A 26,263-nucleotide genomic window follows, 5' to 3' on the forward strand; every position below is an offset into this window, starting at 1 on the left:
CGGCGCACCGCGTTTCTTGCTGCGGCCCTTAGCGGGCGCAGATATCCGTGGTGGGCGGGCTCAGGGCCGCCGCATGCTGGATCTGCAGGGCGTCGGGCACGCCATTTTTCACGGCCGTCAGTTCGGCCAGGATGGAGATGGCGATTTCGGCCGGCGTCTTGCTGCCGATGTACAGGCCGATGGGGCCATGCAGGCGCGCCAGCTGCTCCGCGCTGACGTCGAACTGCAGCAGCCGTTCGCGGCGTTTGGCGTTATTCGCGCGCGAGCCGATGGCGCCGACATAAAACGCAGGGGATTTGAGTGCTTCCATCAGGGCCAGGTCGTCGAGCTTGGGGTCGTGCGTGAGGGCGACGACGGCGCTGCGGCTGTCGAGCTTGAGTTCCAGCACTAGGTCGTCCGGCATGGCGTGCAGCAGGGGCACGCCGGGCACGTTCCAGCCGCCCCGGTATTCCTCGCGCGGGTCGCAGACGATGACGTGGTAATCCATGGCCATGGCGATTTGCGCCACGAAGCGCGACAGCTGGCTGGCGCCGATGATCAGCAGGCGCCAGCGCGGGCCGTGCTGCGTGGTGAGCGCGCCATTTTCCAGGGCCAGCACGGCGCCCGGCGCGGCGGTTTGCAGGGTGACGGCGCCCGTGCCCAGGTCGAGGCGGCGTTCGACCAGTTCGTGCGCTTCCAGGCGCGCCAGCAGTTCGGCCACCTTGCTGCCCGCATGCAGCGGCTCGATGGCCAGTTCGATGGTGCCGCCGCAGGGCAGGCCGAAGCGGTGCGCCTCGTCCGCGCTGATGCCGTAGCTGACGATGTCCGGCAAGGTGCGCTCAATGCCGTGCACGCGCACCCTGTCGATCAGGTCATCCTCGATGCAGCCGCCCGAGACGGAGCCGACCACCGTGCCATCGTCGCAGATGGCCAGGGTGGCGCCCACGGGGCGGGGGCTGGAACCCCAGGTCTTGATGACGGTGACGAGTTCGCAGCGGTGCCCGGCGGCGAGCCAGGCGGCGCTGGTCTTCAGAACTTCAAGGTCGATGCTGTCCATGGCGCGCGCGAGTTACATGCCGTATGTTTGCGGCAAAGTATGGAAAAGTATTCAAGATTGTGGATATACTACCTGTTCCACCACCCTGCGGAGAATTTTCATGTCAAATGAAGTCAAGACGCAAGAAGAGGGTATTCCCAAGTTCGGCAAGCTGCTCATCGTCCTGTTTCTGGCCGTGGTGTTCTGCGGTGCCCTGACCTGGATCATGGGCACCTACTTCCCGAACTTCCCCGGCGCCTGAGCAAACCTGCTGCGCGTCGCGCTTTGTGGCCTGCGATGCTCACCGTACTAGAGTACGGTTGCGCTTCTTAGCCACAAATCACTGCCGCTCGCGACGGTTTTGTCAGGCGCCTCCGTGCTAAGGCTTGAGCGGCTTCTTCGCCGCCTGCTTGGCGCGCACGTCGATGACGGCGCGGTTGACGGCAGCCATGCGCGAGTTGGTGCCCGGGTGCAGGGCCGTGTAGCCGTTGGCGACCGTGGCCGGCACTTGCGTGGCCATGCGCTGCCAGAAGCGGGCGGCGTTGTCGACGTTGTAGCCGGCGCGCGCCAGCAGGTAGATGGCCAGGGTGTCGGCTTGCACATCGAGTTCCTGCGGCATGGCCTTGATGCCAGCGGCGCCCGTCAGCATCGAGACGTCGGGCTGCACGGCGCCCAGGCTGTCGATGATGGTGCCGGCCGTACCGGCCGAGCGCTGGCTGCGCGCGTGGTCGAGGATGTTGTGCGCCATTTCGCGGGCGATGACGAAAGCGATGCCTTCGTCGTTTTGCGCCGCATTGATCATGCCGCGCGTGAGCATGATGCGCGCGCCGTCCGAATACGCGTTGATATTGTCCGCATTGCCCAGGGCGACGCGGAAGGCGCAGGCGCGCGTGACGGGAATTTTGAGGTCCTGCTGCTGGCCGTCGCGGGCGATGGTCATGTTCAGGCTTGCGTTCTTCGAGGCCAGCGGGCCGACGATGGCGCCGAACGGGCCTTCCGCTTTCGGGCCTGCCGGCAGCGGCTTGCCTTCGGCGGCCAGCAAACCGTCGCCCTTGCGCAAGCCGGCGCGCGCGGCGCCGCTGCCCGGCAAGACGCCGGACACCTGCATCTGTTCGCCGTAGCCGAGTGCCGCCTGCGCCGCGTCGGCATAGATGCCAGGGTAGGAATACTTGTTCTGCGCCGTGAAGCCCAGCAGGTTGCGCGCATACGTCTTGCACAGGTCCGCATTGTTGATCAGCAGGGGCGCCGAGACTTTCGACAGGCGGTCCTGCAGGGTTACCATCTTCACCAGCTCTTCCTGCGCCGCCTTTTGCTGCGCCGTCAGGGCCGGGGCCTCGGGCGCCGGCACGACGTTGAACGGGCCGCTGACAGTCGTCACCGGCGTGGTGCAGCCGGCCAGAATGGCCGCGCCGGCCAACAGGAGGGGAGTGGCCAATCGGTGCAGCGAAGTCTGGGCTGGGATCAGATGGCGGAAACCTGGCATAAGTGTCAATCCTTAATGTTTGCCGGTGCTGCCGAAACCGCCAACACCGCGTTCGCTGTCGCCGAATTCCTCGACGACGTTAAAGCCCACTTGCAGCACCGGCACGATAATCAGTTGCGCCAGGCGCTCCATGGGATTGAGCGTGAAGGCGCTCTGGCCCCGGTTCCAGGTCGATACCATCAGCTGGCCCTGGTAATCGGAGTCGATCAAGCCTACCAGATTCCCCAAAACGATGCCGTTTTTGTGGCCCATGCCGCTGCGCGGCAAAATCATGGCCGCATACGACGGGTCGCCGATGTGGATGGCCAGGCCCGTGGGAATGAGCACGGTCTGGCCGGCTTCGATGGTGATCGCCTCGTCGATGCAGGCGCGCAGGTCCAGCCCCGCGCTGCCCGGTGTGGCGTAGGCCGGCAGCAGTTCTTGCATGCGGGCGTCGAGGATCTTGATGTCGATATTTTTCATGAATCTAACTAACTAAGCTAAGTCGTTTAAAAGGATTATTTGAGCAGCGAATTTTTTGCCAGGCGTTTCGAGATTTCCGAAATCAGCTGGCGCGCCAGGTTCAGTTTCGAGGCGCGCGGCAGCACGGTATGGCCTTCCTCGTCGAACAGGATGATGGTGTTGTCGTCCTGGCCAAACGTGTTCTGGCCGATATTGCCAACCAGCAGAGGAATGCCTTTTTTCTCGCGCTTGACCGAGCCGAATTCCACCAGGTTTTCTGATTCGGCGGCAAAGCCCACGCAATACGGATAGCCGGCCAGGTTGGTGCGCGCCGCCACGGTGGCGAGGATGTCGGGGTTTTGCGCGAACTGCAGTTCGGGCACGGAGCCGTCGGCCTGCTTTTTCATCTTTTGGTCGCTGGCGTTGGCGACTCTCCAGTCGGCCACGGCGGCCACGGCGACGAAGACATGCTGGCCGTCGACGTGGGCCAGCACCGCATCGTGCATCTGCTGCGCGCTTTGCACGTCGATGCGGCGCACGCCAAACGGCGCGTCCAGGGCCGTGGGGCCGGAAATGAGCAGCACTTCGGCGCCCGCTTCACGCGCCGCGCGCGCCACCGCATAGCCCATCTTGCCCGAGGACAGATTGGTGATGCCGCGCACGGGGTCGATGGCTTCAAACGTGGGGCCGGCCGTGACCAGCACGCGCTTGCCCGCCAGGACTTTCGGCTGGAAGGCGGCGATCAGCTCTGTCAAGAGCTGTTCCGGTTCCAGCATGCGGCCCAGGCCAACTTCGCCGCAAGCCTGTTCGCCGGCGGCCGGGCCAAACAGGGTGATGCCGTCGTCGTGCAGTTGCTGCACGTTGCGCTGCGTGGCGGGGTTCTGCCACATTTCCACGTTCATGGCCGGCGCCACCAGCAAAGGCAGGTGGGCCGGGCGGGCCAGGCACAGGGTCGAGAGCAGGTCGTCGCACACGCCATGCGCGAGTTTGCGCAGAAAATCGGCCGAGCACGGCGCGATCAGGATGGCGTCCGCATGGCGCGTCAAGTCGATATGCGCCATGTTGTTATCGATGCGGGCATCCCACTGGCTGGTGTGCACGGGGTGGCCGGACAGCGCCTGCATCGTGACGGCCGTGATGAAGTGGCTGGCCGCATCCGTCATCACCACCTGCACCGAGGCGCCGGCCTTTGTCAGCGCGCGGCACAGTTCCGCCGCCTTGTAGCAGGCGACGCCGCCCGAAAGTCCCAGGACGATTTTTTTGCCGGACAATTCCATGCCGTTCTCCTGCTTGTCTATTTGTTTACACGGCGCAGTTCATCGATGATGAACAGGGCCGCGCCGATGCAGATGGCGCTGTCGGCGATATTGAAAGCGGGGAAATGGCCCCAGCTTTTCCAGTGGAAGTCGAGGAAGTCGACCACGTGGCCATACACCAGGCGGTCGATGGCGTTGCCCAGCGCACCGCCAAGGATCAGCGCCAGGGCCCAGCAGAACATGCGCTGGCCGGCGTGCTTTTTCAGCAGGTAGATGATGTAGACGGCGGCCGCCAGGGCGATGGCGGTGAAGAAATAGCGCTGCCAGCCGCCCTGGTCGGACAGGAAGCTGAACGCGGCGCCCTTGTTATACGCGAGTACCAGGTTGAAATACGAGGTGATGACCATCTCCTGCGCATAGCGGAAGGTCTTCAGGATCGTGATCTTGGTGATCTGGTCGAACAGGATGACGATGGCGGCAATGCCCAGCCAGGGCACGAGCGACGCTGAGGAGGACGATTTCGATGAAAAACGGTTTTTAGTGGCCATATTTTTCCAGGGAAGATAAAGCCGCCGCCTGGCAGCAGGCGGCGGTTGGACGCGGGACGCAGGCAGCGCCCCGGGGTGACAGTCTAAGCGAAACGGCGAACTTCGCCCTTTCCAAACAGATTGCTGACGCAGCGGCCGCACAGGGTGGCATGCGCGGTGTCCGTGCCCACGTCGGCGCGATAGTGCCAGCAGCGCTCGCACTTCGGCGCCGTCGACGCGGCCACGAGCACTTCCTCGGCTGCTTCGTCGGCCACTTCCGCCACCGTTGCCTGCGAGGTGATGAAGACGAACTTCAAGTCCTCGCCCAGGGTGGTCAACAGCTTGTACTTCATCGGCGCGGCCTTGATCGTCAGTTCCGCTTGCAGCGAGGAGCCGATGGCGCCCGAGGTGCGCAAGTCTTCCAGCTGCTTGGTCACATCCGTGCGCACGGCGCGCAGGGCTGTGTATTTCTCCAGCAGCTCGGCCGCATCCGCCACTGCCGGCAGCTGCCACCAGGTTTGCGTGAAGATGGTTTCATCGCTGGCGGCGTACGCCTCCGCGCCGGCAAAGACGGCCCACGCTTCTTCGGCCGTGAACGACAGGGCCGGGGCCATCAGGCGCAGCAGGCTTTGCGTGATGTGCCACAGGGCCGTCTGCGCCGAGCGGCGCGCGTGCGACGTCAAGCCCGAGGTGTACAGACGGTCCTTCAGGATGTCCAGGTAGAAGCCGCCCAGGTCTTCCGAGCAGTAGGTCTGCAGCTTCGACACGACGGGGTGGAACTCGTAGCGCGCATAGTTGTTCTCGATCTGCGTTTGCAGCGATGCCATGTTGGCCAGCGCATAGCGGTCGATTTCGAACATCTCCGCCACCGGCACGGCATCTGTGGCCGGATTGAAGTCCGAGGTGTTCGCCAGCAGGAAGCGCAGGGTGTTGCGGATGCGGCGGTACGATTCCGTCACGCGTTTCAGGATTTCGTCGGAGATCGACAGCTCGCCCGTGTAGTCGGTCGAAGCGATCCACAGGCGCAGGATGTCCGCGCCCAGGGTGTCCGAGATCTTTTGCGGCGCCAGGGTGTTCCCCAGCGACTTCGACATCTTCTTGCCTTCGCCATCGACCGTGAAGCCGTGCGTCAGCAGGGCTTTATATGGCGGACGGCCGTTCAGCATCGACGACACCAGCAGCGACGAGTGGAACCAGCCGCGATGCTGGTCCGAGCCTTCCAGGTACAGGTCGGCCGGGAATTGCAGCTGCGTCGAGTGCGAGCCGTGCGCCTGCGGGCCGCCCAGCACCGTCTGGTGCGTGGCGCCGGAATCGAACCACACGTCCAGCGTGTCCTTGTTCTTGGCGTAGATGGCCGCTTCGTCGCCGATCAGGTCTTTCAGATCCAGCGCCTGCCATGCCTCGATGCCGTCCTTTTCGATCAGCTTGGCCACTTGCTCCAGCAGTTCCGGCGTGCGTGGATGCAGGTCGCCCGTTTCCTTGTGCACGATGAAGGCCATCGGCACGCCCCACTGGCGCTGGCGCGACAAGGTCCAGTCAGGGCGGTTGGCGATCATGCCGTGCAGGCGCGCCTGGCCCCAGTCCGGGAAGAACTCGGTATCGGCGATGCCTTTCAAGGCCGTTTCGCGCAGGGTCGCGCCGCCGTCCTTCGGCGTCACGTCCATGCCGGCAAACCATTGCGACGTGGCGCGGTAGATGATCGGCGTCTTATGACGCCAACAATGCATGTAACTGTGGTCGAACATCTTGACTTCGAACAAGGCTCCCGCTTCTTTCAGGGCATTGCAGATCGGTTTCGACGCTTCCCAGATGGTCATGCCGCCGAACAGGGGCAGGGTCGAGGCGAACTTGCCGTCGCCCATGACGGGTTTGATGATGTCGTCGTCCTTCATGCCGTGCGCCTTGCACGAGATGAAGTCGTCCAGGCCGTAGGCTGGCGCCGAGTGCACCACGCCCGTGCCGCTTTCCGTGGTCACGTATTCGGCCAGGTACAACGGCGACAGGCGGTCGTAGAAAGCGTCGGCCGCGTGCAGCGGGTGGCGGAAGCTGATGCCGGCCAGGGCGGCGCCGTCGCAGGTGGCGATCGTCGTGCCTTCGAGCTTGAAGCGCGCCAGGCTGGCCACGACCAGGTCTTGCGCCAGGATCAGCAGCAATGGCTGGCCATCGCGCTCGGCTTTCACCAGCGCGTATTTGACTTCCGGGTGCACGTTGAGCGCCTGGTTCGACGGGATGGTCCACGGCGTGGTGGTCCAGATGACGATGAAACCGTTATCGGTCGGCAGGGAAGGCAGGCCGAAGGCGGCCGCCAGCTTGGCCGGCTCGGCGAACTTGAAGCCGACGTCGATGGCCGGATCGCGTTTTTCCGCGTATTCCACTTCCGCCTCGGCCAGCGCCGACTGGCAATCGAAGCACCAGTTGACGGGTTTCAGGCCGCGGTAGACATAGCCTTTTTCCAGCAGCTTGCCCAGCGCGCGCAATTCGTCCGCTTCATTGCCGTGCGCCATGGTCAGATATGGGTTGTCCCACTCGCCCAGCACGCCCAGGCGAATAAAATCCTTCTTCTGGCGCTCGACCTGCACGTTGGCGTAGGCGCGGGCCTTTTCCAGCACGTCGGCCGTCGGCAGGTTCTTGCCGTGCAGTTTTTCGATCTGGATCTCGATCGGCATGCCGTGGCAATCCCAGCCCGGCACGTAGGGCGCGTCGAAGCCGGCCAGCGAGCGCGACTTGACGACCATGTCCTTCAGGATCTTGTTGACGGCGTGGCCCAGGTGGATGTCGCCATTCGCATACGGCGGGCCGTCATGCAGGATGAATTTCGGACGGCCAGCGGCAGCCTTGCGCACGCGCTCGTAAATCTTCTTGTCTTGCCATTGTTGCACCCATTGCGGCTCGCGCTTGGCCATGTCGCCGCGCATCGGGAATGGGGTTTCCGTCATGTTGACCGGGTATTTGCTTTCAGGCTTCTTGTTCTGCTTGGGCGTGGCTGGCTTGTTTTGATCGGACATAATCTTCTTTAATGGTGTTGAATAGTTTGCGGCGGCAGGTGCCGCCAGGCGGCGGAGTTGGCCGGGATCAAATTCGGTCGGTGGCGGTAATGGCGCTGCGGCGCAGTGCGAAATACGCACGCGCCTGGTTCGAGTCGCGCTCGATGGCGGCCGTCAGGGTGGGCAAATCGTCGTACTTTTCTTCGTCGCGCAGCTTTTGCAGGAATTCCACGCGTACCAGCTTGCCGTAGCACGATTGATTAAAATCAAACAGATGCACTTCCAGCAAGACGCGGCCGCTGTCGTCGACGGTAGGGCGCACACCCAGGCTGGCCACGGCCGGCAGCGGCTGCGGTCCCAGGCCGTGCACTTGCACGATGAAGATGCCGGACAGGGCAGGGCGGTGCGCCACGCGCAGGTTCAGGGTGGGGAAACCCAGCGTGCGGCCCAGTTTCTGGCCGTGGATCACGTGGCCGGAAATGGCGTACGGATGGCCCAGCAACTGCGTGGCCAGCGGGAAATCGCCGGCGGCCAGCGCCAGACGCACGGCCGACGAGGAGATGCGCGTGCTGCCGTTCATTACCGTCGGCAATGTTTCTACATGGAAACCATATTGACGGCCCGCTTCCTGCAGCATGGCCACGTCGCCAGCGCGCCGGGCGCCATAGCAGAAGTCGTCGCCGACCATCAGCCATTTCACGTGCAAGCCGTCGACGAGGACTTTTTCCGTGAATTCCTGCGGCGTCAAGGCGGCGAACTGGGCACTGAAATGCTCGACGACGACACGGTCGATGCCGGCGTCGTCCAGCGATTGCAGCTTGTCGCGCAAGTTGGCGATGCGCTGTGGCGCTTTCGACAGGTCGCCCGCGCGCTGCGCGAAGAATTCGCGCGGATGCGGTTCGAACGTCATCACGGCCGCTTCAATGCCGAGTTCTGTGGCAGCTTCGCGCACGCGCGCCAGCAAGGCTTGATGGCCGATGTGGACACCGTCAAAATTGCCGATGGTCAGAGCGCAGGGCGCTCGAGCCTGGGCATTGGGAAGTCCGCGGAATACCTTCATGGGAATCTGATGAAAAACTGTGCCAAAAGGGGGATTATACGGACTGTTTCAGGGATGCACACCCGGCAGGGTGGGCACAGGGCGAATTTCACTGCTGAAATGATAAAAAGCGTTGCCGGCGGGTATGCTGGCAACGCTTTAGTATTGATTCAATGCACTCTCAACGTCGAACCCAAGCGTAGCGAGCGGCAGTGATTTGTGGCCGAGAAGCGCAACCGTACTGTAGTACGGTGAGCATCACAGGCTGCAAAGCGCGACGCGCAGTAGCTTGGGTTCGATGTCAATTACTTGTTCATTAACGTCCAGTAACGGGCCAGGTCAGCCGCGCCATCCGTGCCCTTGACGGCTTTGAGTGCCGTCGTTGCATTGGATTTCTTGCCGGCGTGAATGTAGGCGATGCCCAGATGCAGCTTGGCTTCTTCCGCATACTTGGCCGTGCCCAGTTTCACCGCGTCATTCATCAGGCCCAGGCCTTTTTCGGCCTGGCCGTCGTACACCAGGGCGAAGCCCAGCTTGCTCAAGCTGTCGGCGTCCTTGTTCTTGACGTATTCCGCTTCCGACTTGGCGGCGTTGGCCTTCAGGTCGGCCTGGGTTTTCAGGGCCAGGTCTTTCAGGCGCTGGTGACGTGGCGCATCGGTGCCGGTGCCCAGCACGCCTTTCTTGTAGCCTTGCTCGATGATGCTCAAAGCTTCGCCAGGATTGCCTGCTTGCAGGGCTAGCTGGCTGATTTCCATGTATTCGGAAGGCTTGGTGAACAGGCCGTTGGCCAGGCGCAGGCGCTGGACGTCCAGGCCCAGGCGTTGCGAGAAGCCAGGTTTGCCCGAGACGCGGTTCAGCAGGTCAGCCCAGTAGCTGGTCTTTGGATAGCTGCCGGCCAGTTTTTCCAGGGTGGCGACGTAGCCAGCCTTGTCGTTTTGCTTCAACTGGATGTTGGCCAGCATTTGCAGGCTCGCTTCCGAGTTGCCGCCGCGCGCTTGCAGTTCCTTGGCCGCTTCGGCGTAGTTGCCGCTGACGTAGTAGGTCTGGATCAGCAGTTCGCGCATTTGCGCGTCGTCGCGGTCTTTCAGCGAGCGTTTGATCCAGGTGATGGTATTTGGCCAGTCCTTGGCGCGGTAGTACATGCCGGCCAGCGCTTGCGTGAATTTCGGGGCTTCGGCGGCGCTCAGGCGGCCGGAATTGATGACGGCTTCGAAAGCCTTGATGGCGGTGCCGTTGTCGCCGGCGGCGGCGGCGGCCGAAGCGCGCACGCGTTCGATCTGGTAGCTTTCAAAGGCAGTCTTGCCACCGACGCTGTCTGCTTCGCGCAGTTTGGCCAGCGCTTCCTTGTTCTTGCCGCTGCCAGCGAGTTTTTGCGCTTCTTGCAATGGCTTGCCCACTTCGGCGCGCACGGTGTCCGCGGCGTATGCCAGCGAGCCCAGGCCGATTACGGGAGTTGCTGCGGTAAAACCGATAGCGGCCATGACGAGGCCGAGATGAGCGAGACGAAACTTGGACATGAGAAAGTCTTTCAGTAAAAAGCGAATAGGCAGGAAGTCCTGCCTATTCGGATGTAAAGAGAACCTGATTGCTGCAGCTTACTGGAATTGCTCGTTGCCGACCAGACCGATTTTAGTCACGCCCAGACGCTGCGCCGACGCCATCACACCGGCGACGACTTTGTATTCCACCAGCTTGTTAGGACGCAGATGCACTTCCGGCTGATCTGCTTGCGCAGCAACGTTGCTCAGCTTGGCTTCCAGCGTATTACGATCAGGTACGACCTGATTGTCCCACAAGATAGTGCCATCAAAATCGACATCGATCGTGACGACCACTGGTTCGGTTGTCGGTGGCGGCGGGGTGCCGACCGGCATGTTCAGGTTCACCGAGTGGTTTTGCTTAGGAATCGTGATGATCAACATGATAATCAGCACCAGCATCACGTCGATGAGGGGCGTCATGTTCAGTTCCATCATTGGTTCCGGATCCGCGCCTGCTGCGCTTCCCGAACCGACATTCATACTCATAGTGTTTCCTTTAAGAAGTCCAACGAAGCACCGGGCGAAACTGCCGCCCGGCAAGCTTCCTTCAGTGGCGCCCCCATGTTGCCGGGACGCCGCTGTCAGTCGCTATCAGCCCTTGTCAGGTGGTTCGGTGATGAAGCCGACCTTCTGGATCCCGGCACGTTGGGTCGTGTAAATAACCCGGCCGATCGATTCGTAGCGTGTTTCTTGGTCGCCACGAACGTGTACTTCCGGCTGCGGTACTTTCACTGCTTCAACTTTAAGATAATCGAACAATTCGTTCGTGTCTCTCAGTCTGGTCTGGCCCAGGTAAATCTCGCCATCCTTGTTAACAACGATGTTAACGTTTTGCGGCTTGGTTTGAAGGGCTTGGTTGGCCTCGATCGGCAGATCGATTTTCTGCAGCTTGAGGACAACCGGACTGGTGATCAAGAAAATGATCAGCAAAACCAACATGATGTCGACAAGCGGCGTCGTGTTGATTTCTGACATTACCTGATCTTGTTCTCCGCTGTCGGAGCCGACGGACATCGACATGACTTATCCGATCTTTTTAGCGCCGGCAGCACGGCCAGCTTCGCTGGTGGACATTACGCCGGAAACCAGAACCGAGTGAACGTCGGCGCTGAACGAGCGGATGTCTTCCATTGCGGTTTTGTTACGACGAACCAGCCAGTTGTAACCCAGAACGGCAGGAACAGCGACCAGCAGACCGAAAGCGGTCATGATCAGTGCTTCACCAACTGGACCTGCCACTTTGTCGATCGATGCGTTACCGGTCATGCCGATAGCGGTCAGTGCGTTGTAGATACCCCAAACGGTACCGAACAGACCGATAAACGGTGCGGTCGAACCAACGGTTGCCAGGAACGACAGGCCATCTTGCAGACGCGATTGGACTTTGTCCGAAGCGCGCTGGATCGACATCGTCACCCAGGTCGACAGATCGATTTGTTCCAGCAGGGCGCCGTCATGGTGAGCCGTTGCCTTGGTGCCCGATTCAGCGATGAAGCGGAATGGCGAACCTTCTTCCAGGGTTGCCGAACCAGCAGCGATCGAAGGTGCTTTCCAGAATTTGGCAGCGGCTTCTTTAGCTTGCTTGAAGATCTTCATTTGATCGATCAGCTTGGTGATGATGATGTACCAGGTACCGATCGACATGATGACCATGATGATCAGGGTGGCGCGTGGCACGAAGCCGCCGTCCCACACTGCTTGCAGGCCGAACGGGTTGTGGACTTCTTCGGTTTTGGCTGGAGCGGCTGCATCAGCGGCTGGAGCGGCTGCGTCTGCTGCTGGAGCGGCTGCATCTGCAGCAACTGGTGCTGGTGCAGCGTCTGCCGCAGGAGCCGAAGCGGCAGCCGATGCTGGCGCGTCAGCGAATGCCGGAGCTGCTACCAGAGCGGTAGTAGCGGTAACGGACAACAGAACCGCGGCAAAAAATGCGGACAAACGGGTATTCTTAAACATGCTTCCTCCAAAATTAAAAATAACAGATCGCTGAACGTAATGACAACGAAATCATAGTGTGAGACAGGGGATAACTGTCTCGGGTTTTAATCCAGCGACCAAACGTATTGCATTTGCTGCCAGCCTTGTTCCGGCTTGCCGTCAACTGTTGCCGGCTTAAATGTACAGCGGCTGATACCTTGCACCGCGGCTTTGTCCAGGTCCCTGAAGCCGCTGGACTTCACGATCTTCGAATCAGCGACCTTGCCGTCTACACCGATCAGGAACGACAGTGTCACCACACCGGTTTCCTCGTTACGCTGCGACGACTTTGGATAAGCCGGTTTTTCGCAGACGCTGAAGTCAACCACGGCCGGCGTACGCACCGATTTGGCTGGTCCAGGAGTTGGCGCAGGCTGTGCAGGCGGCGTTGGCGGTGCCAATACATTCGATGCTGGCTTCACGGCAGTCGCATTTGCAATCACGTTCTGCTGTGGTGGCGGCTGCTGCACGTTCACCTCGACTGGCGGAATGAATGGCGGCGGTGGCGCCTTCATTTCTGGCGGCGGTGGTGGCGGTGGAAGATCCTTCGGTGGAGGCGGTTTGACTTCCTCGATAATCTTGGTTTCAACCGGTTCCATCATTTTGGTGACCAACCGCTTGCCCAAGCCCGTCACGATCCCGTAAGCCGCGAGAACGTGCAGCAGGACAACGATAGTGATGCCTGTGTAGTTCTTGGGACTTTTCTCGTTCGAAAAATTCATGCCTGCTTTCTCCAAATACCATCTCTTGTCTTGCAACTGAACCCCAAAATGACGACACAAAGCTCCAGCCGTATCCGGGACGTCGCCGAATTATACATACGAATTCTTTATTTTACACAGATTTTTAACGCCTAAAACCGGTTAAATTTTTGGCGCTTTTGCGCCCTGAAAACGTACTTGCTTATGTCATCTTTGCACGCTTTCGGACAGAAAAAAAGGCGGTCTTATCGGTTTTTTACAGCCGTTTTGGGCGACCGCTGCTAAGTTCTCCGATGTGCCGATCTGGCGGAATTATATTTCGTGATATCCAATATGGAAACTGCTAAATTTGGAGAAAAATCTTTCTTTTTGGAAATGTTTTGGCTCGGAACCAGACCACTTAACCATCCGCGCGCACCAAACAGGTGCGCAATGAACTTCACCCAGGTCAAAAAAGGCGCTCCCGGCGGCCCATTTGACGCCGTCAGGCCATACTGAATTCCTATGTAGGCATAGGAAACGCTTATATTCTTGCCATTGATTATTATCAACAAATCATTTCATGGCCGGACAACGGGGTCGTCGCGCCGGTTGCGCTTCTCGCGCCGGCAATTCAGGGTGCCCAGAACGGCGCCCTGCGGGTCGACCGTATCGAGGTGCACATCGAAGCCCCACAGCCGCGCCACGTGCTTGAGCACCTCGGCCGCCTGCTGGTTCAGCGGGCGGCGCTGGAATTGCGTGTGGCGCAGGGTCAGGGCGCGGTCGTCGCGCGTATTCACGGACCACACTTGGATGTTCGGCTCGCGGTTGCCCAGGTTGTACTGCTCGGCCAGCTGCTGGCGCACGTAGCGGTAGCCGGCATCGTCGTGGATGGCGGAAATGGCCAGCTTTTCATTCTTGTCGTCGTCGAGCACGGCAAAGAAATGGAATTCGCGGATCAGCCGCGGCGACAGGTACTGGGCGATAAAGCTTTCATCCTTGAAATTGCGCATGGCGAAGTCCAGGCTCTTGCGCCAGTCGCTGCCTGCCATGTCGGGGAACCAGGCGCGGTCTTCGTCCGTCGGATGCTCGCAGATGCGGCGGATGTCGCTCATCATGGCGAAACCCAGCGCATACGGATTGATGCCGCTGTAGTACGGACTGTCGATGGGGGGCTGGTAGACGACGTTGGTATGGCTTTTGAGAAATTCCATCATGAAGCCGTCACCCACCACGCCTTCATCATATAACTGGTTCAATATCGTGTAGTGCCAGAAAGTGGCCCAGCCCTCGTTCATGACCTGGGTTTGCCGCTGCGGATAGAAATACTGGGAAATCTTGCGCACGATGCGCACCATCTCGCGCTGCCACGGTTCCAGCAGCGGCGCGTACTTCTCGATAAAGTACAGCAGGTTTTCCTCGGGTTCGGGCGGAAAGCGGGGCGCGGCCTTGCGCTGGTCGTCCTCGTCTTCATCCTCGTCGCGCCGGGGCAGGGTGCGCCACAGCTGGTTGATCTGCGACTGCACATAGGCTTCGCGCTCTTTCTGGCGCGCATATTCCTTCGCCATCGACAGTTTCGCCGGCCGCTTGTAGCGGTCCACGCCATAGTTCTGGATGGCGTGGCACGAGTCGAGCAGCAGTTCCACGGCATCGACGCCATGGCGCTGCTCGCATTCGGCGATGTAATTCTTGGCAAACACCATGTAGTCGATGATGGCGTCCGCATCCGTCCAGGCGCGGAACAGGTAATTGCCTTTAAAAAAGGAGTTATGCCCGTAGGCCGCATGCGCGATCACCAGCGACTGCATGGTCAGGCTGTTTTCCTCCATTAAATAGGCGATGCACGGATTCGAGTTGATGACGATCTCGTAGGCCAGGCCCATCTGGCCCCGCTTGTAGCTTTTCTCGGTAGACAGAAAATGCTTGCCGAACGACCAATGGTTGTACGAGACGGGCATGCCGACGGAAGTGTAGGCATCCATCATCTGTTCGGCCGTGATGATTTCCAGCTGGTTCGGATAGGTGTCGAGGCCGAACTGTTTCGCCACGCGGCGGATTTCCTCGTGGATTTGCTCGATCAGTTCGAACGTCCATTCCGACTGCTCGGGCAAGGCGTTCGGGTGGCGCAGGCGCACGAACGGTTCGCCCGGGGTATTGCTGGCGCGGTCAAAGGCTGCACTCATCATTTCACCTGTTTCTTGAACAGTTCGCGGAAGACCGGGTAGATATCGGCCGGCGTGACGATCTTTTGCATGGCGAAATGGGCGTGATGGTCGAGCACGCCCGCATATTGCTCCCACAGGTTTTGCTGCGGGCCGTCGGTGATCTCGACATAGGTGTAGTACTGCACCTTGGGCATGATGGTATTAATTAGGAGCTGGCGGCACAGCACGGAATCGTTGTCCCAGTTGTCGCCGTCGGATGCCTGCGCCACATAGCTGTTCCACTGCCCGGCGCCATAGCGTTCGTCAATAATCGTGTTGAGCAAGTGCAAGGCCGACGACACGACGGTGCCGCCCGACTCGCGCGAATTGAAGAAATCGTGCTCGTTGACCTCCGCCGCCGCCGTATGGTGGCGGATGAAGACCACCTCGATCTTGTCGTAGACGCGCTTGAGGAACAGATATAACAGGATGAAGAAGCGCTTGGCCGTGTCCTTGCGCGACTCGTCCATGGAGCCGGAGACGTCCATGATGCAGAACATCACGGCTTGCGTCATGGGCTTGGGCACCTTGATGCGGTTGCTGTAGCGCAAGTCGAACGGGTCGATGAAGGGTATCGCCAGCAAGCGCGTGTGCAGGTGGTGGATCAGGCGGCGCAGCTCCGTGACCAGCGGGTCGCTGTCGGGCGCGCCTTCGTGCAACAGTTCGGCCAGGTCTTCCTCGGCCTGCGCCAGCTGCTTGCGGGCGCCGCCGCCGACGGCGATGCGCCGCCCCAGCGCGCCGCGCAGGGAGCGCAGCACGTGGATGTTCGACGGCGTGCCCGACATATTGTAGCCGGCGCGCTGGTTCTTGAATTCCGTGGTGGCCGTCAGCTGGGTTTTCACCATGTGCGGCAATTCCAAGTCTTCGAAGAAATAATTCATGAATTCTTCGCGCGACAATTCGAAGATGAAATCGTCTTCCGTCGTCTCGTCGCTGTTGCCCGCCTTGCCCCGCCCGCTGCCACCGCCGCCTTTCGGCCGGGCGATCTGGTCGCCTTTCAGGTATTCCTTGTTGCCGGGATTGACCACTTCCCATACGCCGCCATGCGCGTGGCCAAACGACGGCTCGCCCACGTCCTTGACGGGGATGCTGACCTTTTCGCCATTCTCGACGTCCGTGATCGAGCGCCCCTTGATGGCGCGCCCCACGGCATCCTTGATCTGGCCCTTGTAACGCCGCAGGAAACGCTCGCGGTTGACGGCGGATTTATTCTTGCTTTGCAAGCGCCTGTCGATGAGGTATGTCAAAGGGTGCCTCCTTGCTTCTCGTCTTGCGCGCCCCGCCAGTCTCCGGGCGGGGCGCGCCCGCTGTCCGCGCTACGATGACTTGCGTACGCGCAAGTACCATTCGCATAACAGGCGTACCTGCTTGGCCGTATAGCCTTTTTCCACCATGCGTGCCACGAAGTCGGCGTGCTTGTTGGCATCGTCGGCGCTGGCCTTGGCATTGAAGGAAATCACGGGCAGCAATTCCTCCGTATTCGAAAACATTTTCTTTTCAATCACGGTGCGGAACTTTTCGTAGCTGGTCCAGGCGGGATTCTTGCCGCCGTTCGACGCCCGCGCGCGCAGCCCGAAGTTCACGATTTCATTGCGGAAGTCTTTCGGATTGGAAATACCCGCCGGCTTCTCGATCTTTTCCAGCTCATTGTTCAGCGATTCGCGATCAAAACTTTCGCCCGTGTCCGGATCGCGGTATTCCTGGTCCTGTATCCAGAAGTCGGCAAACGTCACGTAGCGATCAAAAATGTTCTGGCCGTATTCCGAATAGCTTTCCAGGTACGCCGTCTGGATCTCCTTGCCGATGAATTCCACATAGCGCTGCGCCAGGTGCTCTTTGATATAGGAGAAGTAGCGCTGCTCGAGTTCCGGCGCGAACTGCTCGCGCTCGACCTGCTGTTCCAGTACATATAATAAGTGCACGGGATTGGCGGCCACTTCGGAATTGTCAAAGTTGAACACTTTAGACAGGATCTTGAAGGCAAAGCGCGTCGACAGCCCGTTCATGCCCTCGTCCACGCCCGCGTAATCGACGTATTCGTGCATGGACTTGGCTTTCGGATCCGTGTCCTTGAGGTTTTCGCCATCGTAGACGAGCATCTTCGAGAAAATGCTGGAGTTTTCCGGGTCTTTCAGGCGCGACAGGATGGCGAACTGCGCCATCATGCGCAGGGTGCCGGGCGCGCACGGGGCTTTCACCAGCGAGGAATTGGCGACCAGCTTGTCGTAGATCTTGATTTCATCGGAGACGCGCAGGCAGTATGGCACCTTGACTATATAGATACGGTCAAGAAACGCCTCGTTGTTGCGGTTGTTCTTGAAGGTCTTCCATTCCGACTCGTTCGAGTGGGCCAGGATGATGCCGTCGAACGGTATCGCGCCGAAGCCTTCCGTGCCCTTGTAATTGCCTTCCTGCGTGGCCGTCAGCAGCGGATGCAGCACCTTGATGGGCGCCTTGAACATTTCCACGAATTCCATCAGGCCCTGGTTGGCCAGGCACAGGCCGCCCGAATAGCTGTAGGCGTCCGGGTCGTCCTGCGCATAGTCTTCCAGCTTGCGGATGTCGACCTTGCCCACCAGCGAGGAAATATCCTGGTTGTTTTCGTCGCCCGGCTCCGTTTTCGAGATGGCGATCTGTTTCAGCACGGACGGATAGCGCTTGACGACGCGGAACTGGTTGATATCGCCATTGTATTCATGCAGGCGCTTGACGGCCCACGGGCTGGGGATGTTGCGCAGGTAGCGGCGCGGGATGCCGTAATCCTCTTCCAGGATGGTGCCGTCCTCTTCCTCGTTGAACAGGCCCAGCGGAGATTCGTTGACGGGCGAGCCTTTCAGGCAATAGAAGGGTACGTGTTCCATCAGCGACTTGAGTTTTTCCGCGATCGACGACTTGCCGCCGCCCACAGGCCCCAGCAAGTACAGGATCTGCTTGCGTTCTTCCAGGCCTTGCGCCGCGTGGCGGAAATACGAGACGACTTGCTCGATGACTTCCTCGGTGCCGTAGAACTCGCGGAAGGCGGGGTAGATCTTGATGATCTTGTTGGCGAAGATGCGCGACAGGCGCGTGTCGTTGCGCGTGTCGACCAGCTGCGGCTCGCCGATGGCGGCCAGCATGCGTTCGGGCGCGCTGGCATACGTCAGCTTGTCCTTCTTGCACAGGGCCAGGTACTCGGTGAGCGACATTTCCTCTTCGCGGGTGCGCTCGTAGCGTGCTGCATAGTTATCAAAAATGGTCATGTCAATGTCCTTTAATGTAAACCTGAACTGCCAGTCACCATGGCCGCCCGCCTGGCACTCGCCTGGGCTTGCCGTCTGAACTTTTCCTGTACCCCGTACCGATTTTTATTGTTGTTTCAAGCCCGGCTGTCTTTGCGAGTCCGGATTGCCCGGACCAAAAAACTGGCGCTTGATGCCGTGTGCTGACGTGGCCAGCCGGCTTTTTTTCACTGTTGATAGCGCTTGTTGCACCTACCATTACCCCATGAAATTTATTATTGCTCTAAAGGATCAGGAAGTCAAAAGATATGTCAGCATATCCTTAATACTTGTTTGTAAATTGTTGATTTAATTGGATAAAACATCAAATTTTTCATCCATTTCAATGAACTTTTTTGTACCTTTTAAACCATCATACGACAATTCGCCAGTGCGTGCCGGTGCGGGCCATGGCGGCCGGGCGCCGGTGCGGCTGGCCATCTTGCGCTAAGATGCCTGCATGTCCGATGGCCCCGCGCGCCGCGCGTGCGCGTGCGCGTGCCAGCATTGTTATCTTCACCCTATAAGGAACACCCATGATGCACCCCCAATTGCGCGCGATCGTCCGCGGCATGCCCAAAGCCGAACTGCATATCCATATCGAGGGCTCGCTGGAGCCAGAACTGATTTTCGCACTGGCGGAGCGCAATGGCGTGCCTTTGGGCTATGAATCGGTGGAACACTTGCGCAGCGCCTATGCTTTTACAGATTTGCAGTCTTTTCTCGACATTTATTACGCTGGCGCAAGCGTGCTCTTGAAAGAGCAGGATTTCTATGACATGACGCAAGCCTACCTGCGCCGCGCCGAAGCCGATAACGTCTTGCACACGGAAATCTTCTTCGACCCGCAAACGCACACGGCGCGCGGCGTGGCCATGGCCGACGTGATCAACGGCATCCACCGCGCCTGCCAGGACAGCCCCGTCAGCGCGGCCCTGATCCTGTGCTTCCTGCGCCACCTGAGCGAGGAAGAGGCATTCGAGACCCTGGAAGACGCGCTGCCGCACCGCGACAAGTTCATCGGCATCGGCCTCGATTCGTCGGAAGTGGGCAACCCGCCCGAGAAATTCTCGCGCGTGTTTGCCCGTTGCCGCGAGCTGGGCCTGCACCTGGTGGCCCACGCGGGCGAGGAAGGCCCGCCAGCCTACATCCGCACGGCGCTCGACGACTTGAAAGTCGAACGCATCGACCATGGCGTGCGCTGCCTGGAAGACGCGGAACTGACGGCCCGTCTGGCGCGCGAACAGGTCGCGCTCACCGTCTGCCCGCTGTCGAACACCAAGCTGCGCGTGTTCGACCAGATGCATGACCATAACCTGGTGCAACTGCTCGACGCGGGCCTGCTGGTGACGGTGAACTCGGACGATCCCGCCTATTTCGGCGGCTACATGAACGACAATTTTGACGCCATCTTCGACGCGCTGCCGCTGGGCCTGTCGCACGCGCAACGCCTGGCGCGCAACGGTTTTATCGCCGCCTTCCTGCCGCAGGCGCAAAAAGACGCGTTTCTTGCCACCGTCGATGCGTATTTCGCCCAGCACGCCGCCGCCCACGGCGCCGCGCAATAACTGACTATAAAGACCCGCCGCCCATGCTCCGCCTCTCCCTCAAAATGACCGGGCGCGACTGGCGCGCCGGGCAACTGCGTTTCCTGCTCGTCGCGCTGATCGTCGCCGTGGCGGCCCTGTCGGCCGTCGGCTTTTTCGTCGACCGTTTGCGCGCGGGCCTGAACCGCGACGCGCACCAGTTGCTGGGGGCCGACCTCGTCATCAACGCCGACCAGCCCGTCAACGCGGCCTGGCGCGCCGAAGCGCAGAAGCGCGGCTTTATCCTGGCCGACACGGTGACGTTCCCCAGCATGGCGCAGGCGGGCGAGGGCGAGCAATCGACCTCGCAGCTGGCGTCCATCAAGGCCGTCTCGCCCGGCTACCCACAGCGGGGCAAGCTGAAAATCACCACCAAAGCGAGCGAAGCGCAGGATGCCGTGGGCCAGCCGACGGACCAGGTGCCCGCAGCGGGCACCGTGTGGGTCGATGCGGCGATCCTGTCCAGCCTGAACGCGAAGCTGGGCGACACCCTGACCCTGGGCGACAAGGCATTTACGGTCACGCAACTGATCGCCAGCGAACCGGACCGCGGCGCGTCCTTCCTCAATTTCGCCCCCCGCGTGATGCTGCCCTTGAGTGACCTGGCCGCCACGGCGCTGGTGCAGAACGGCTCGCGCGTGTCATACCGGCTGCTGCTGTCGGCGCCGCCCGCCAAGGCGGCCGAGCTTGCGCAATATCAAGCCTGGCTGGAAAGCCAGATCAAGGCGCAGTCGATAAAAGGCGTGCGCATCGAATCGCTGGAATCGGGCAGCCCGCAGATGCAGTCGACGCTGGACCGCGCCGACCGTTTCCTGTCGCTCGTCGGCCTGCTGTCGGCCATGCTGGCGGCCGTCGCCGTGGCCATGGCGGCGCGCCGCTTCATGCTGCGGCACCTCGATGCCTGCGCCATGCTGCGCTGCCTGGGCCTGACGCAAAACCAGGTCACTGCCATGTACGTGATCGAATTCCTGCTGGTGGGCCTGGCGGGCAGCGTGATCGGCGTGATGGTGGGCTTCGGCGGCCACCTGGTGCTGCTGGAGCTGTTGGGCAAGCTGGTGCAGAGCGATTTGCCGCCCGTGTCCCTGCTGCCCGCGCTGCAGGGCGTGGCCACCGGCATGCTGCTGTTGCTGGGCTTTGCCTTGCCGCCGATTTTGCAGTTGCGCAATGTTCCCCATAACCGCGTGATCCGCCGCGAGCAGGAGCCGCCGCAGGCCTTGGCCCTGGCCACGTATGGCCTCGGCATCGCCGCCTTCGTCGTGCTGCTGCTGTGGCAGGCGGGCGACGTGAAACTGGCGCTGCTGACGGCGGCCGGCTTCCTCGGCGGCTTCGGCCTGTTCGCCCTGGCCGGCTGGCTGGGCATCCGCTCGCTGAAAACCTTGCGCGGCGCCTTCAATCACCAGGGCTGGCGCTTTGCCGTCACGTCCTTGCAGCGCCGTCCGGGCGCCACCGTCATCCAGGTGGTGTCGCTGGCCCTGGGCCTGATGGCCTTGCTGCTGCTGACGGTGGTGCGCGGCGACTTGATGGTGGCCTGGCGCAATGCCACGCCGCCCGATGCGCCGAACCGCTTCATGATCAATATCCTGCCCGAGCAAAAGGAGCCGATCGCCGCGCGCCTGGCCCAGGCGGGCGTGGCTAACGCACCGCTGTATCCGATGATACGCGGGCGCCTGGTGGCCGTGAACGGCAACGCCATCACGGAAAGCACCTACGAGGATGACCGCGCCAAGGGCCTGGCCGACCGCGAATTCAATCTGTCGACGATGGCGACCATGCAGGAAGAAAACAAGCTGGTGGCCGGCAAGTGGTTCAGCGACAAGCCGGGCGCGCCGGCCGAGGCGTCGGTGGAAGAGGGCATCGCCAGGACCCTGAAGCTGAAACTGGGCGACAAGCTGCGCTTCGACATCGCCGGCCAGCCCGTCGAAGCGGCCATTACCAGCTTGCGCAAGCTGGAATGGGGCTCGATGCGCGTCAATTTCTTTGTCATCATCAATCCGGCCGCCATGGCGGACACGCCGCAGACGTGGATCACGGCGTTCCACCGGCCTCCCGCGCAGGCGGACCTGGGCAATGCCTTGCTGCGCGACTATCCGAACCTGACGGTGGTCGACGTGGGCGGCGTATTGAAACAGATCCAGGGCGTGCTGGACCAGGTGGTGACGGCCGTCGAATTCCTGTTTGCCTTCACTTTGGCCTCGGGCTTGCTGGTGCTGTATGCGGCGCTGATGGGCTCGCAGGACGAGCGCACGCGCGAAGCGGGCCTGCTGCGCGCGCTCGGTGCCACGCGGCGCCAGCTGGCGCAGGCGCAGCTGATCGAGTTTTCGCTCGTCGGCGCCCTGGCCGGCTTGCTGGCGGCATCGGGCGCGGCGGCCATGGGCTGGGCTCTGGCCACGTACCAGTTCAAGTTCGCCTGGAGCTTCGCGCCGGGCGTGTGGGCCTTCGGCCTGCTGGCCGGCGCCCTGTGCGCGATCGCCGGCGGCTGGCTGGGCTTGCGCAATGTCTTGAAGCATCCGCCGCTGCAGACCTTGCGCGAAGGTTGAGCTGACGCCTAAGCGCCGACGCTGTCGCCCGCCTGCGCGCGTAAAAATTGCGCGTAGGACAGAATCGGCTGGCCCAGCTGGTGCGCCGGCACGTCGAACAGGGCCCAGAAATACGTCACGCGGCCCAGGCAGATGGTGGGTGCGGCGCAGTAGCGGAACCAGTTTTCGCCGATGTGCGCCGCGTACATGCCATCGCTGTCGGCGTCGGAAAAGTAGGGAATCACGCGCATTTCCAGCAGGGCCAGCAGCAAGGATTCGGGCGCGTCGCTGTCGCGCGCCATTTCATACTGCGTGTGCAGGCTGCGTTCCGTCTCGATGATCATCAGCCTGGCGTGGCCGTCGCGCGTGAAAAACAGGATGCCGCTGGGATTGGGGAAGATGTAAAACTCGACAAAGCCATGGCGCTGGCACAGCTCGTGCACCACGGCGGCCATGGCTTCGTCTTGCAGGAAACTATAGTCATGCAGCAACAGCAAGTCGCGCACGGTGTCCGACTGCTGCAGGAAAAATTCGCGCTGCAGGCTGACGATTTCCTGTTCCAGGATGTCGAGCGCATCGTCGTCGCTCTTCTTGATGTAGCGGTCGATCAAGCCCCGGTTGAACGCCGTCACGGCCATCTTTTCATCGGCCGCCCCCGTAAATAGAATCTTCTTGCACGGCAAGTCGCGCACGGCCTGGCAGAATTCCAGCCCGTTCATCTGCGGCATCGAATAATCGACCACCAGCACGGACGGCACGGCAAAGCGCTGGGCCTGGCCGCTGATGCGCCAGATGCGCTCGATGTCGATGGCGACATTGCAGTCGTTGGGCGCCGTGCTGTGCAGGTCGAAATTCACATGCAGGGGCATGGCGACGCGCTGGTGCGTTTGCTGCAGCCAGTGCAGCGCCGTGCTCGTATCGTGGAAGGTCTTGCGCGCCAGCGCGGGATCGAGCTGGAAAGCCATGCTTTTCAGAAAGGAATCGCTGTCATCGATCAGCACGGTGAGGGTCGGATGGGTGTAGACGGGCAGTTGCATGCGTCACCTTGCTAGGAAATGGGTTGGAAGCGGGCAGGCACGGGCTGGGGAAATTCCAGGATGAAGATCGCATACGCATGCTCGCGCGAGACGCAGCGGATGCGCGCCTGCCAGGCGTGGGCGATCTGCCGGCACAGGGCCAGGCCGATGCCGCTGCCGTTGTGCACGGGATACGAATAAAAACGCTCGAAGATCAGCGGCAGGCGGTTTTTCGCGATGCCGCAGCCCGTGTCGATGACCAGCAGGCGGGGCACGGGGCGGGCGCCGTCGATGATGATGCGCACGCGGCCCTTGCCGGCCCGCTGCACGGCTTTCAGCGCATTTCTCAGCAGGTTGAGCAGGATCACCACGCACAGTTCGTCCTGTCCCGCGAACTGGAAGTCGGCGCGCACGTCCAGCGTGACGCTGGCGCGCTGCTTGTTGCCGGTAAACGGATAGCGCTTGAGCACGGAATGCACCATGTCCAGCATCGACAGCACCTGGCTCGGTTCCAGGTTGCGGTTGACGGCGCTGGCGCTGAGGAGGAACAGGTCGATCATGTGCTGCATGTGGCGCACCTCGAACTGGATGCGCGACAGCGCCTCCTGCAGGGGCGGCATGGCCTCGGCCTCGCCGGCCAGCTGCGGCAGCAGGCGGCGCATGCCGCGCACGTTCGCCTCCACGCTGGTCAGCGGCGTGCGCAGCTCGTGCGCCACGGAACCGAGCCCGGCGGCCAGACCCGACAGGCGCTCCTGTTCCAGTACCTTGCCGCCCACTTTCACGACGGAGAGCGCGGCGATGGTGAACCAGTGCACGGGCAGCTGCTGCAGCACCGTGGGCTGCAGCAGGAAGCCGCCTTCGCCCTGCACGATGACGGCCAGGCAGGCGGCGCCCGTACCGATCAGGTAGGCGCGGCACGCCAGCTTCGTCTCGAAATGAAACAGCACCACCAGGCCGATCAGCAGCGATTCGCTCCAGATGGACGACGCATGGTTCATCAGGAACATGAAGGTAAAGAAGAACGGCAGGATGTAGCTGAGGGCGAACAGCAGGTAGCGCGACAGCCAGCGGGCCGAAAAGCGGCGCGCGAACAGGCCCGCCAGGCAGATGCCCACGCCCGTCAGGCGCAGGGTCAGGTTTTCATAGGCTTGCGGGAAAAAAAACTGCCACAGCAGGTAGTACAGCGGCATGGCCACCGTGCCCACGGCGGCCAGCATGGCAACCCGGGTGGCCAGGTGCTCATGCGGTGCGCGCTCATGCAGCAGCGAATGGAGCAGTGTCTGGCGCACGCGTTGCCGCCAGTATGTCCATCGTCCTTGCCATTGCTGCGTCATGACTCTGCCTTGATGCTTTCCAGAACGTCATCATCGCGTAATTTTTCCTGGTTGAACGACTATCTGACTGGACATTGATATACGTCAATGGACGGGTTGGCAACACGGTCAAGGTTTTAATTTGCAACAAACATTTCCCTAGGAGAAAACTCATGACCATGATGACCAGCCTGCACACCCCGCCGTTTGTCCGCGCTGAACACTGCCTGCCCGATTACATCGTGCGGCGCATGGATGCGCATCACGTCACGCGCATCGAACAATTGCTGGGCGGCCAGCATCCGCATGCATGGCAGCCCACGCCGGCCGATGCCATCTTTCTGGCGGGTAATGATTACCTGTCCATCGCGGCCGAGCCGGCGCTGGTGGCGGCCCAGGTGGCATCCCTGCAGGCGAACGCGGGCGGCATGCTGATGTCGGCCGTGTACTTGCAGGAAGGCAGCGAGCAGCACCGGCTGGAAAGCCGGCTGGCCCGCTACATGGGCTGCGAGGATGGCATCCTGGCGCAGTCCGGCATGGCGGCCAACGTCGGCTTGCTGCAGTGTATCGCCGGCCCCGGCATTCCCGTCTACCTCGATATGCAGGCCCATGCGTCGCTGTGGGAAGGCGTGCTGTCGGCCCAGGCCCAGGCCGTCGCCTTTTTGCACAACGACATGACGCATTTGCGGCGGCAGGTGGAAAAGCATGGCCGCGGCGTGATCGTCGTCGATGCCCTGTACAGCACCAACGGCAGCCTGGCGCCGCTGCTGGAATTGCTGGACATCGCCGAGCGCAGCGATTGCGTGGTGGTGGTCGACGAGTCGCACTCGCTGGGCACGCATGGCCCGCAGGGCGCCGGCCTGGTGGAGGAATGGGGGCTGGGACACCGCGTGCATTTCCGCACGGCTTCGCTGGCCAAGGCGTTTGCCGGGCGCGCCGGCTTCATCAGCTGTTCCAGCCGCTTCAAGGGATATTTTTTGTCCGAATCGCGCCCCGCCATCTTCAGTTCCTGCCTGCTGGCGCATGAACTGGCCTGGCTGGGCGCGGCGCTCGATTTCATCATGGCCGCCGATGGGCGCCGCGCCGCCTTGCGGCGCCACACGCTGCAGGTGCGCGAAGGCTTGCGCGAGCTCGGCTACAACGTCAGCGATGGCACGGAGCAGATCGTGGCGCTGGAGGCGGGCGGCGAACCGGCCACCCTGGCCCTGCGCCAGGCGCTGGAACGGCAAGGTATTTTCGGCGCCATGTTTTGCGCGCCGGCCACGGCGAAGAACCGCGCCCTCGTGCGCCTGACCCTCAATGCGGGGCTCGACGCGGCGGCCATCGAGCGGGTGCTGGCGGGCTGCGCCGCCGTCCGCGCCGAAACGGGCGTGGAGCAGTGGCCATCGACGCGGCGCCTGCGCAGGCTGGCGCTGGTGTAAGGGGAGCGCG

At 61.5% G+C, this 26,263-nt stretch carries 21 protein-coding genes; 4 read left to right on the plus strand and 17 right to left on the minus strand.

Features of this window, described 5'->3' with window-relative positions:
- Positions 1–28 precede the first annotated feature (28 nt).
- On the minus strand, positions 29–1,036 hold the full coding sequence (locus AC07X6_RS20230) for an XdhC family protein (RefSeq protein WP_494792158.1): 1,008 nt from the start codon (positions 1,034–1,036) through the stop codon (positions 29–31).
- A gap of 100 nt (positions 1,037–1,136) precedes the next feature.
- Between AC07X6_RS20230 and AC07X6_RS20235 the strand changes: the two genes are divergently transcribed.
- On the plus strand, positions 1,137–1,277 hold the full coding sequence (locus AC07X6_RS20235; RefSeq protein ID WP_162835767.1) for a hypothetical protein: 141 nt from the start codon (positions 1,137–1,139) through the stop codon (positions 1,275–1,277).
- Positions 1,278–1,394: 117 nt separating this feature from the next.
- On the opposite strand, the gene AC07X6_RS20240 is transcribed toward AC07X6_RS20235, so the two are convergent.
- From AC07X6_RS20240 to AC07X6_RS20305, 14 genes are all read right to left on the minus strand, one after another.
- On the minus strand, positions 1,395–2,498 hold the full coding sequence (locus AC07X6_RS20240; RefSeq protein ID WP_494792159.1) for a M48 family metalloprotease: 1,104 nt from the start codon (positions 2,496–2,498) through the stop codon (positions 1,395–1,397).
- 12 nt (positions 2,499–2,510) lie between these two features.
- Positions 2,511–2,960 carry a dUTP diphosphatase gene (gene dut / locus AC07X6_RS20245; protein ID WP_099762451.1) on the minus strand — a complete coding sequence of 150 codons (450 nt, stop codon included), beginning with the start codon at positions 2,958–2,960 and terminating at the stop codon, positions 2,511–2,513.
- 35 nt (positions 2,961–2,995) lie between these two features.
- Positions 2,996–4,216 (minus strand): bifunctional phosphopantothenoylcysteine decarboxylase/phosphopantothenate--cysteine ligase CoaBC, encoded by a 1,221-nt coding sequence (gene coaBC / locus AC07X6_RS20250; protein WP_230539721.1) that lies wholly within the window; start codon positions 4,214–4,216, stop codon positions 2,996–2,998.
- Positions 4,217–4,233: 17 nt separating this feature from the next.
- The gene (gene lspA / locus AC07X6_RS20255) at positions 4,234–4,743 is read right to left on the minus strand and encodes a signal peptidase II (RefSeq protein WP_474292499.1); all 510 of its coding nucleotides are present in this window, start codon (positions 4,741–4,743) and stop codon (positions 4,234–4,236) included.
- Positions 4,744–4,826: 83 nt separating this feature from the next.
- Positions 4,827–7,727 (minus strand): isoleucine--tRNA ligase, encoded by a 2,901-nt coding sequence (gene ileS / locus AC07X6_RS20260; protein WP_494792160.1) that lies wholly within the window; start codon positions 7,725–7,727, stop codon positions 4,827–4,829.
- Positions 7,728–7,794: 67 nt separating this feature from the next.
- Positions 7,795–8,766 carry a bifunctional riboflavin kinase/FAD synthetase gene (locus AC07X6_RS20265; protein WP_230539719.1) on the minus strand — a complete coding sequence of 324 codons (972 nt, stop codon included), beginning with the start codon at positions 8,764–8,766 and terminating at the stop codon, positions 7,795–7,797.
- Positions 8,767–9,050: 284 nt separating this feature from the next.
- A complete protein-coding gene (locus AC07X6_RS20270) occupies positions 9,051–10,262 on the minus strand; it encodes a tetratricopeptide repeat protein (protein ID WP_230539718.1) in 1,212 nt (403 codons plus the stop codon).
- Positions 10,263–10,340: 78 nt separating this feature from the next.
- On the minus strand, positions 10,341–10,772 hold the full coding sequence (locus AC07X6_RS20275; RefSeq protein WP_170840419.1) for an ExbD/TolR family protein: 432 nt from the start codon (positions 10,770–10,772) through the stop codon (positions 10,341–10,343).
- Between the two features lie 105 nt (positions 10,773–10,877).
- Positions 10,878–11,306, minus strand: coding sequence for an ExbD/TolR family protein (locus AC07X6_RS20280; RefSeq protein WP_230539717.1), 429 nt, complete (start codon positions 11,304–11,306; stop codon positions 10,878–10,880).
- A gap of 3 nt (positions 11,307–11,309) precedes the next feature.
- On the minus strand, positions 11,310–12,239 hold the full coding sequence (locus tag AC07X6_RS20285; RefSeq protein WP_230539716.1) for a MotA/TolQ/ExbB proton channel family protein: 930 nt from the start codon (positions 12,237–12,239) through the stop codon (positions 11,310–11,312).
- A gap of 86 nt (positions 12,240–12,325) precedes the next feature.
- On the minus strand, positions 12,326–12,982 hold the full coding sequence (locus tag AC07X6_RS20290; protein WP_077407913.1) for an energy transducer TonB: 657 nt from the start codon (positions 12,980–12,982) through the stop codon (positions 12,326–12,328).
- A 539-nt stretch (positions 12,983–13,521) separates the two neighbouring features.
- Positions 13,522–15,123, minus strand: a complete 1,602-nt coding sequence (locus AC07X6_RS20295; protein ID WP_230539980.1) for a SpoVR family protein — start codon at positions 15,121–15,123, stop codon at positions 13,522–13,524.
- The gene (locus AC07X6_RS20300) at positions 15,123–16,391 is read right to left on the minus strand and encodes a YeaH/YhbH family protein (RefSeq protein WP_230539715.1); all 1,269 of its coding nucleotides are present in this window, start codon (positions 16,389–16,391) and stop codon (positions 15,123–15,125) included. The genes AC07X6_RS20295 and AC07X6_RS20300 overlap by 1 nt, the downstream gene beginning before the upstream one ends.
- A 69-nt stretch (positions 16,392–16,460) precedes the next feature.
- Positions 16,461–18,383, minus strand: coding sequence for a PrkA family serine protein kinase (locus tag AC07X6_RS20305; RefSeq protein WP_034785249.1), 1,923 nt, complete (start codon positions 18,381–18,383; stop codon positions 16,461–16,463).
- A 554-nt stretch (positions 18,384–18,937) separates the two neighbouring features.
- Here AC07X6_RS20305 and AC07X6_RS20310 point away from each other — a divergent pair.
- Together AC07X6_RS20310 and AC07X6_RS20315 are read left to right on the plus strand one after the other, a co-directional pair.
- Entirely contained in the window at positions 18,938–19,969 is a 1,032-nt protein-coding gene (locus AC07X6_RS20310) for an adenosine deaminase (protein ID WP_230539714.1), read from the plus strand.
- A gap of 23 nt (positions 19,970–19,992) precedes the next feature.
- Entirely contained in the window at positions 19,993–22,524 is a 2,532-nt protein-coding gene (locus AC07X6_RS20315; protein WP_494792161.1) for an ABC transporter permease, read from the plus strand.
- An 8-nt stretch (positions 22,525–22,532) separates the two neighbouring features.
- On the opposite strand, the gene AC07X6_RS20320 is transcribed toward AC07X6_RS20315, so the two are convergent.
- Together AC07X6_RS20320 and AC07X6_RS20325 are read right to left on the minus strand one after the other, a co-directional pair.
- Complete coding sequence (locus tag AC07X6_RS20320; protein ID WP_494792162.1) at positions 22,533–23,540, minus strand: response regulator; 1,008 nt, start codon at positions 23,538–23,540, stop codon at positions 22,533–22,535.
- Between the two features lie 11 nt (positions 23,541–23,551).
- A complete protein-coding gene (locus tag AC07X6_RS20325; RefSeq protein ID WP_494792163.1) occupies positions 23,552–24,808 on the minus strand; it encodes a sensor histidine kinase in 1,257 nt (418 codons plus the stop codon).
- A 197-nt stretch (positions 24,809–25,005) separates the two neighbouring features.
- Here AC07X6_RS20325 and cqsA point away from each other — a divergent pair, with 197 nt between their 5' ends.
- Complete coding sequence (cqsA, locus tag AC07X6_RS20330; RefSeq protein ID WP_494792164.1) at positions 25,006–26,253, plus strand: alpha-hydroxyketone-type quorum-sensing autoinducer synthase; 1,248 nt, start codon at positions 25,006–25,008, stop codon at positions 26,251–26,253.
- Positions 26,254–26,263 lie beyond the last annotated feature (10 nt).

The sequence above is a fragment of the Janthinobacterium sp. GW460-12-1-14-LB5 genome, from assembly GCF_059423585.1.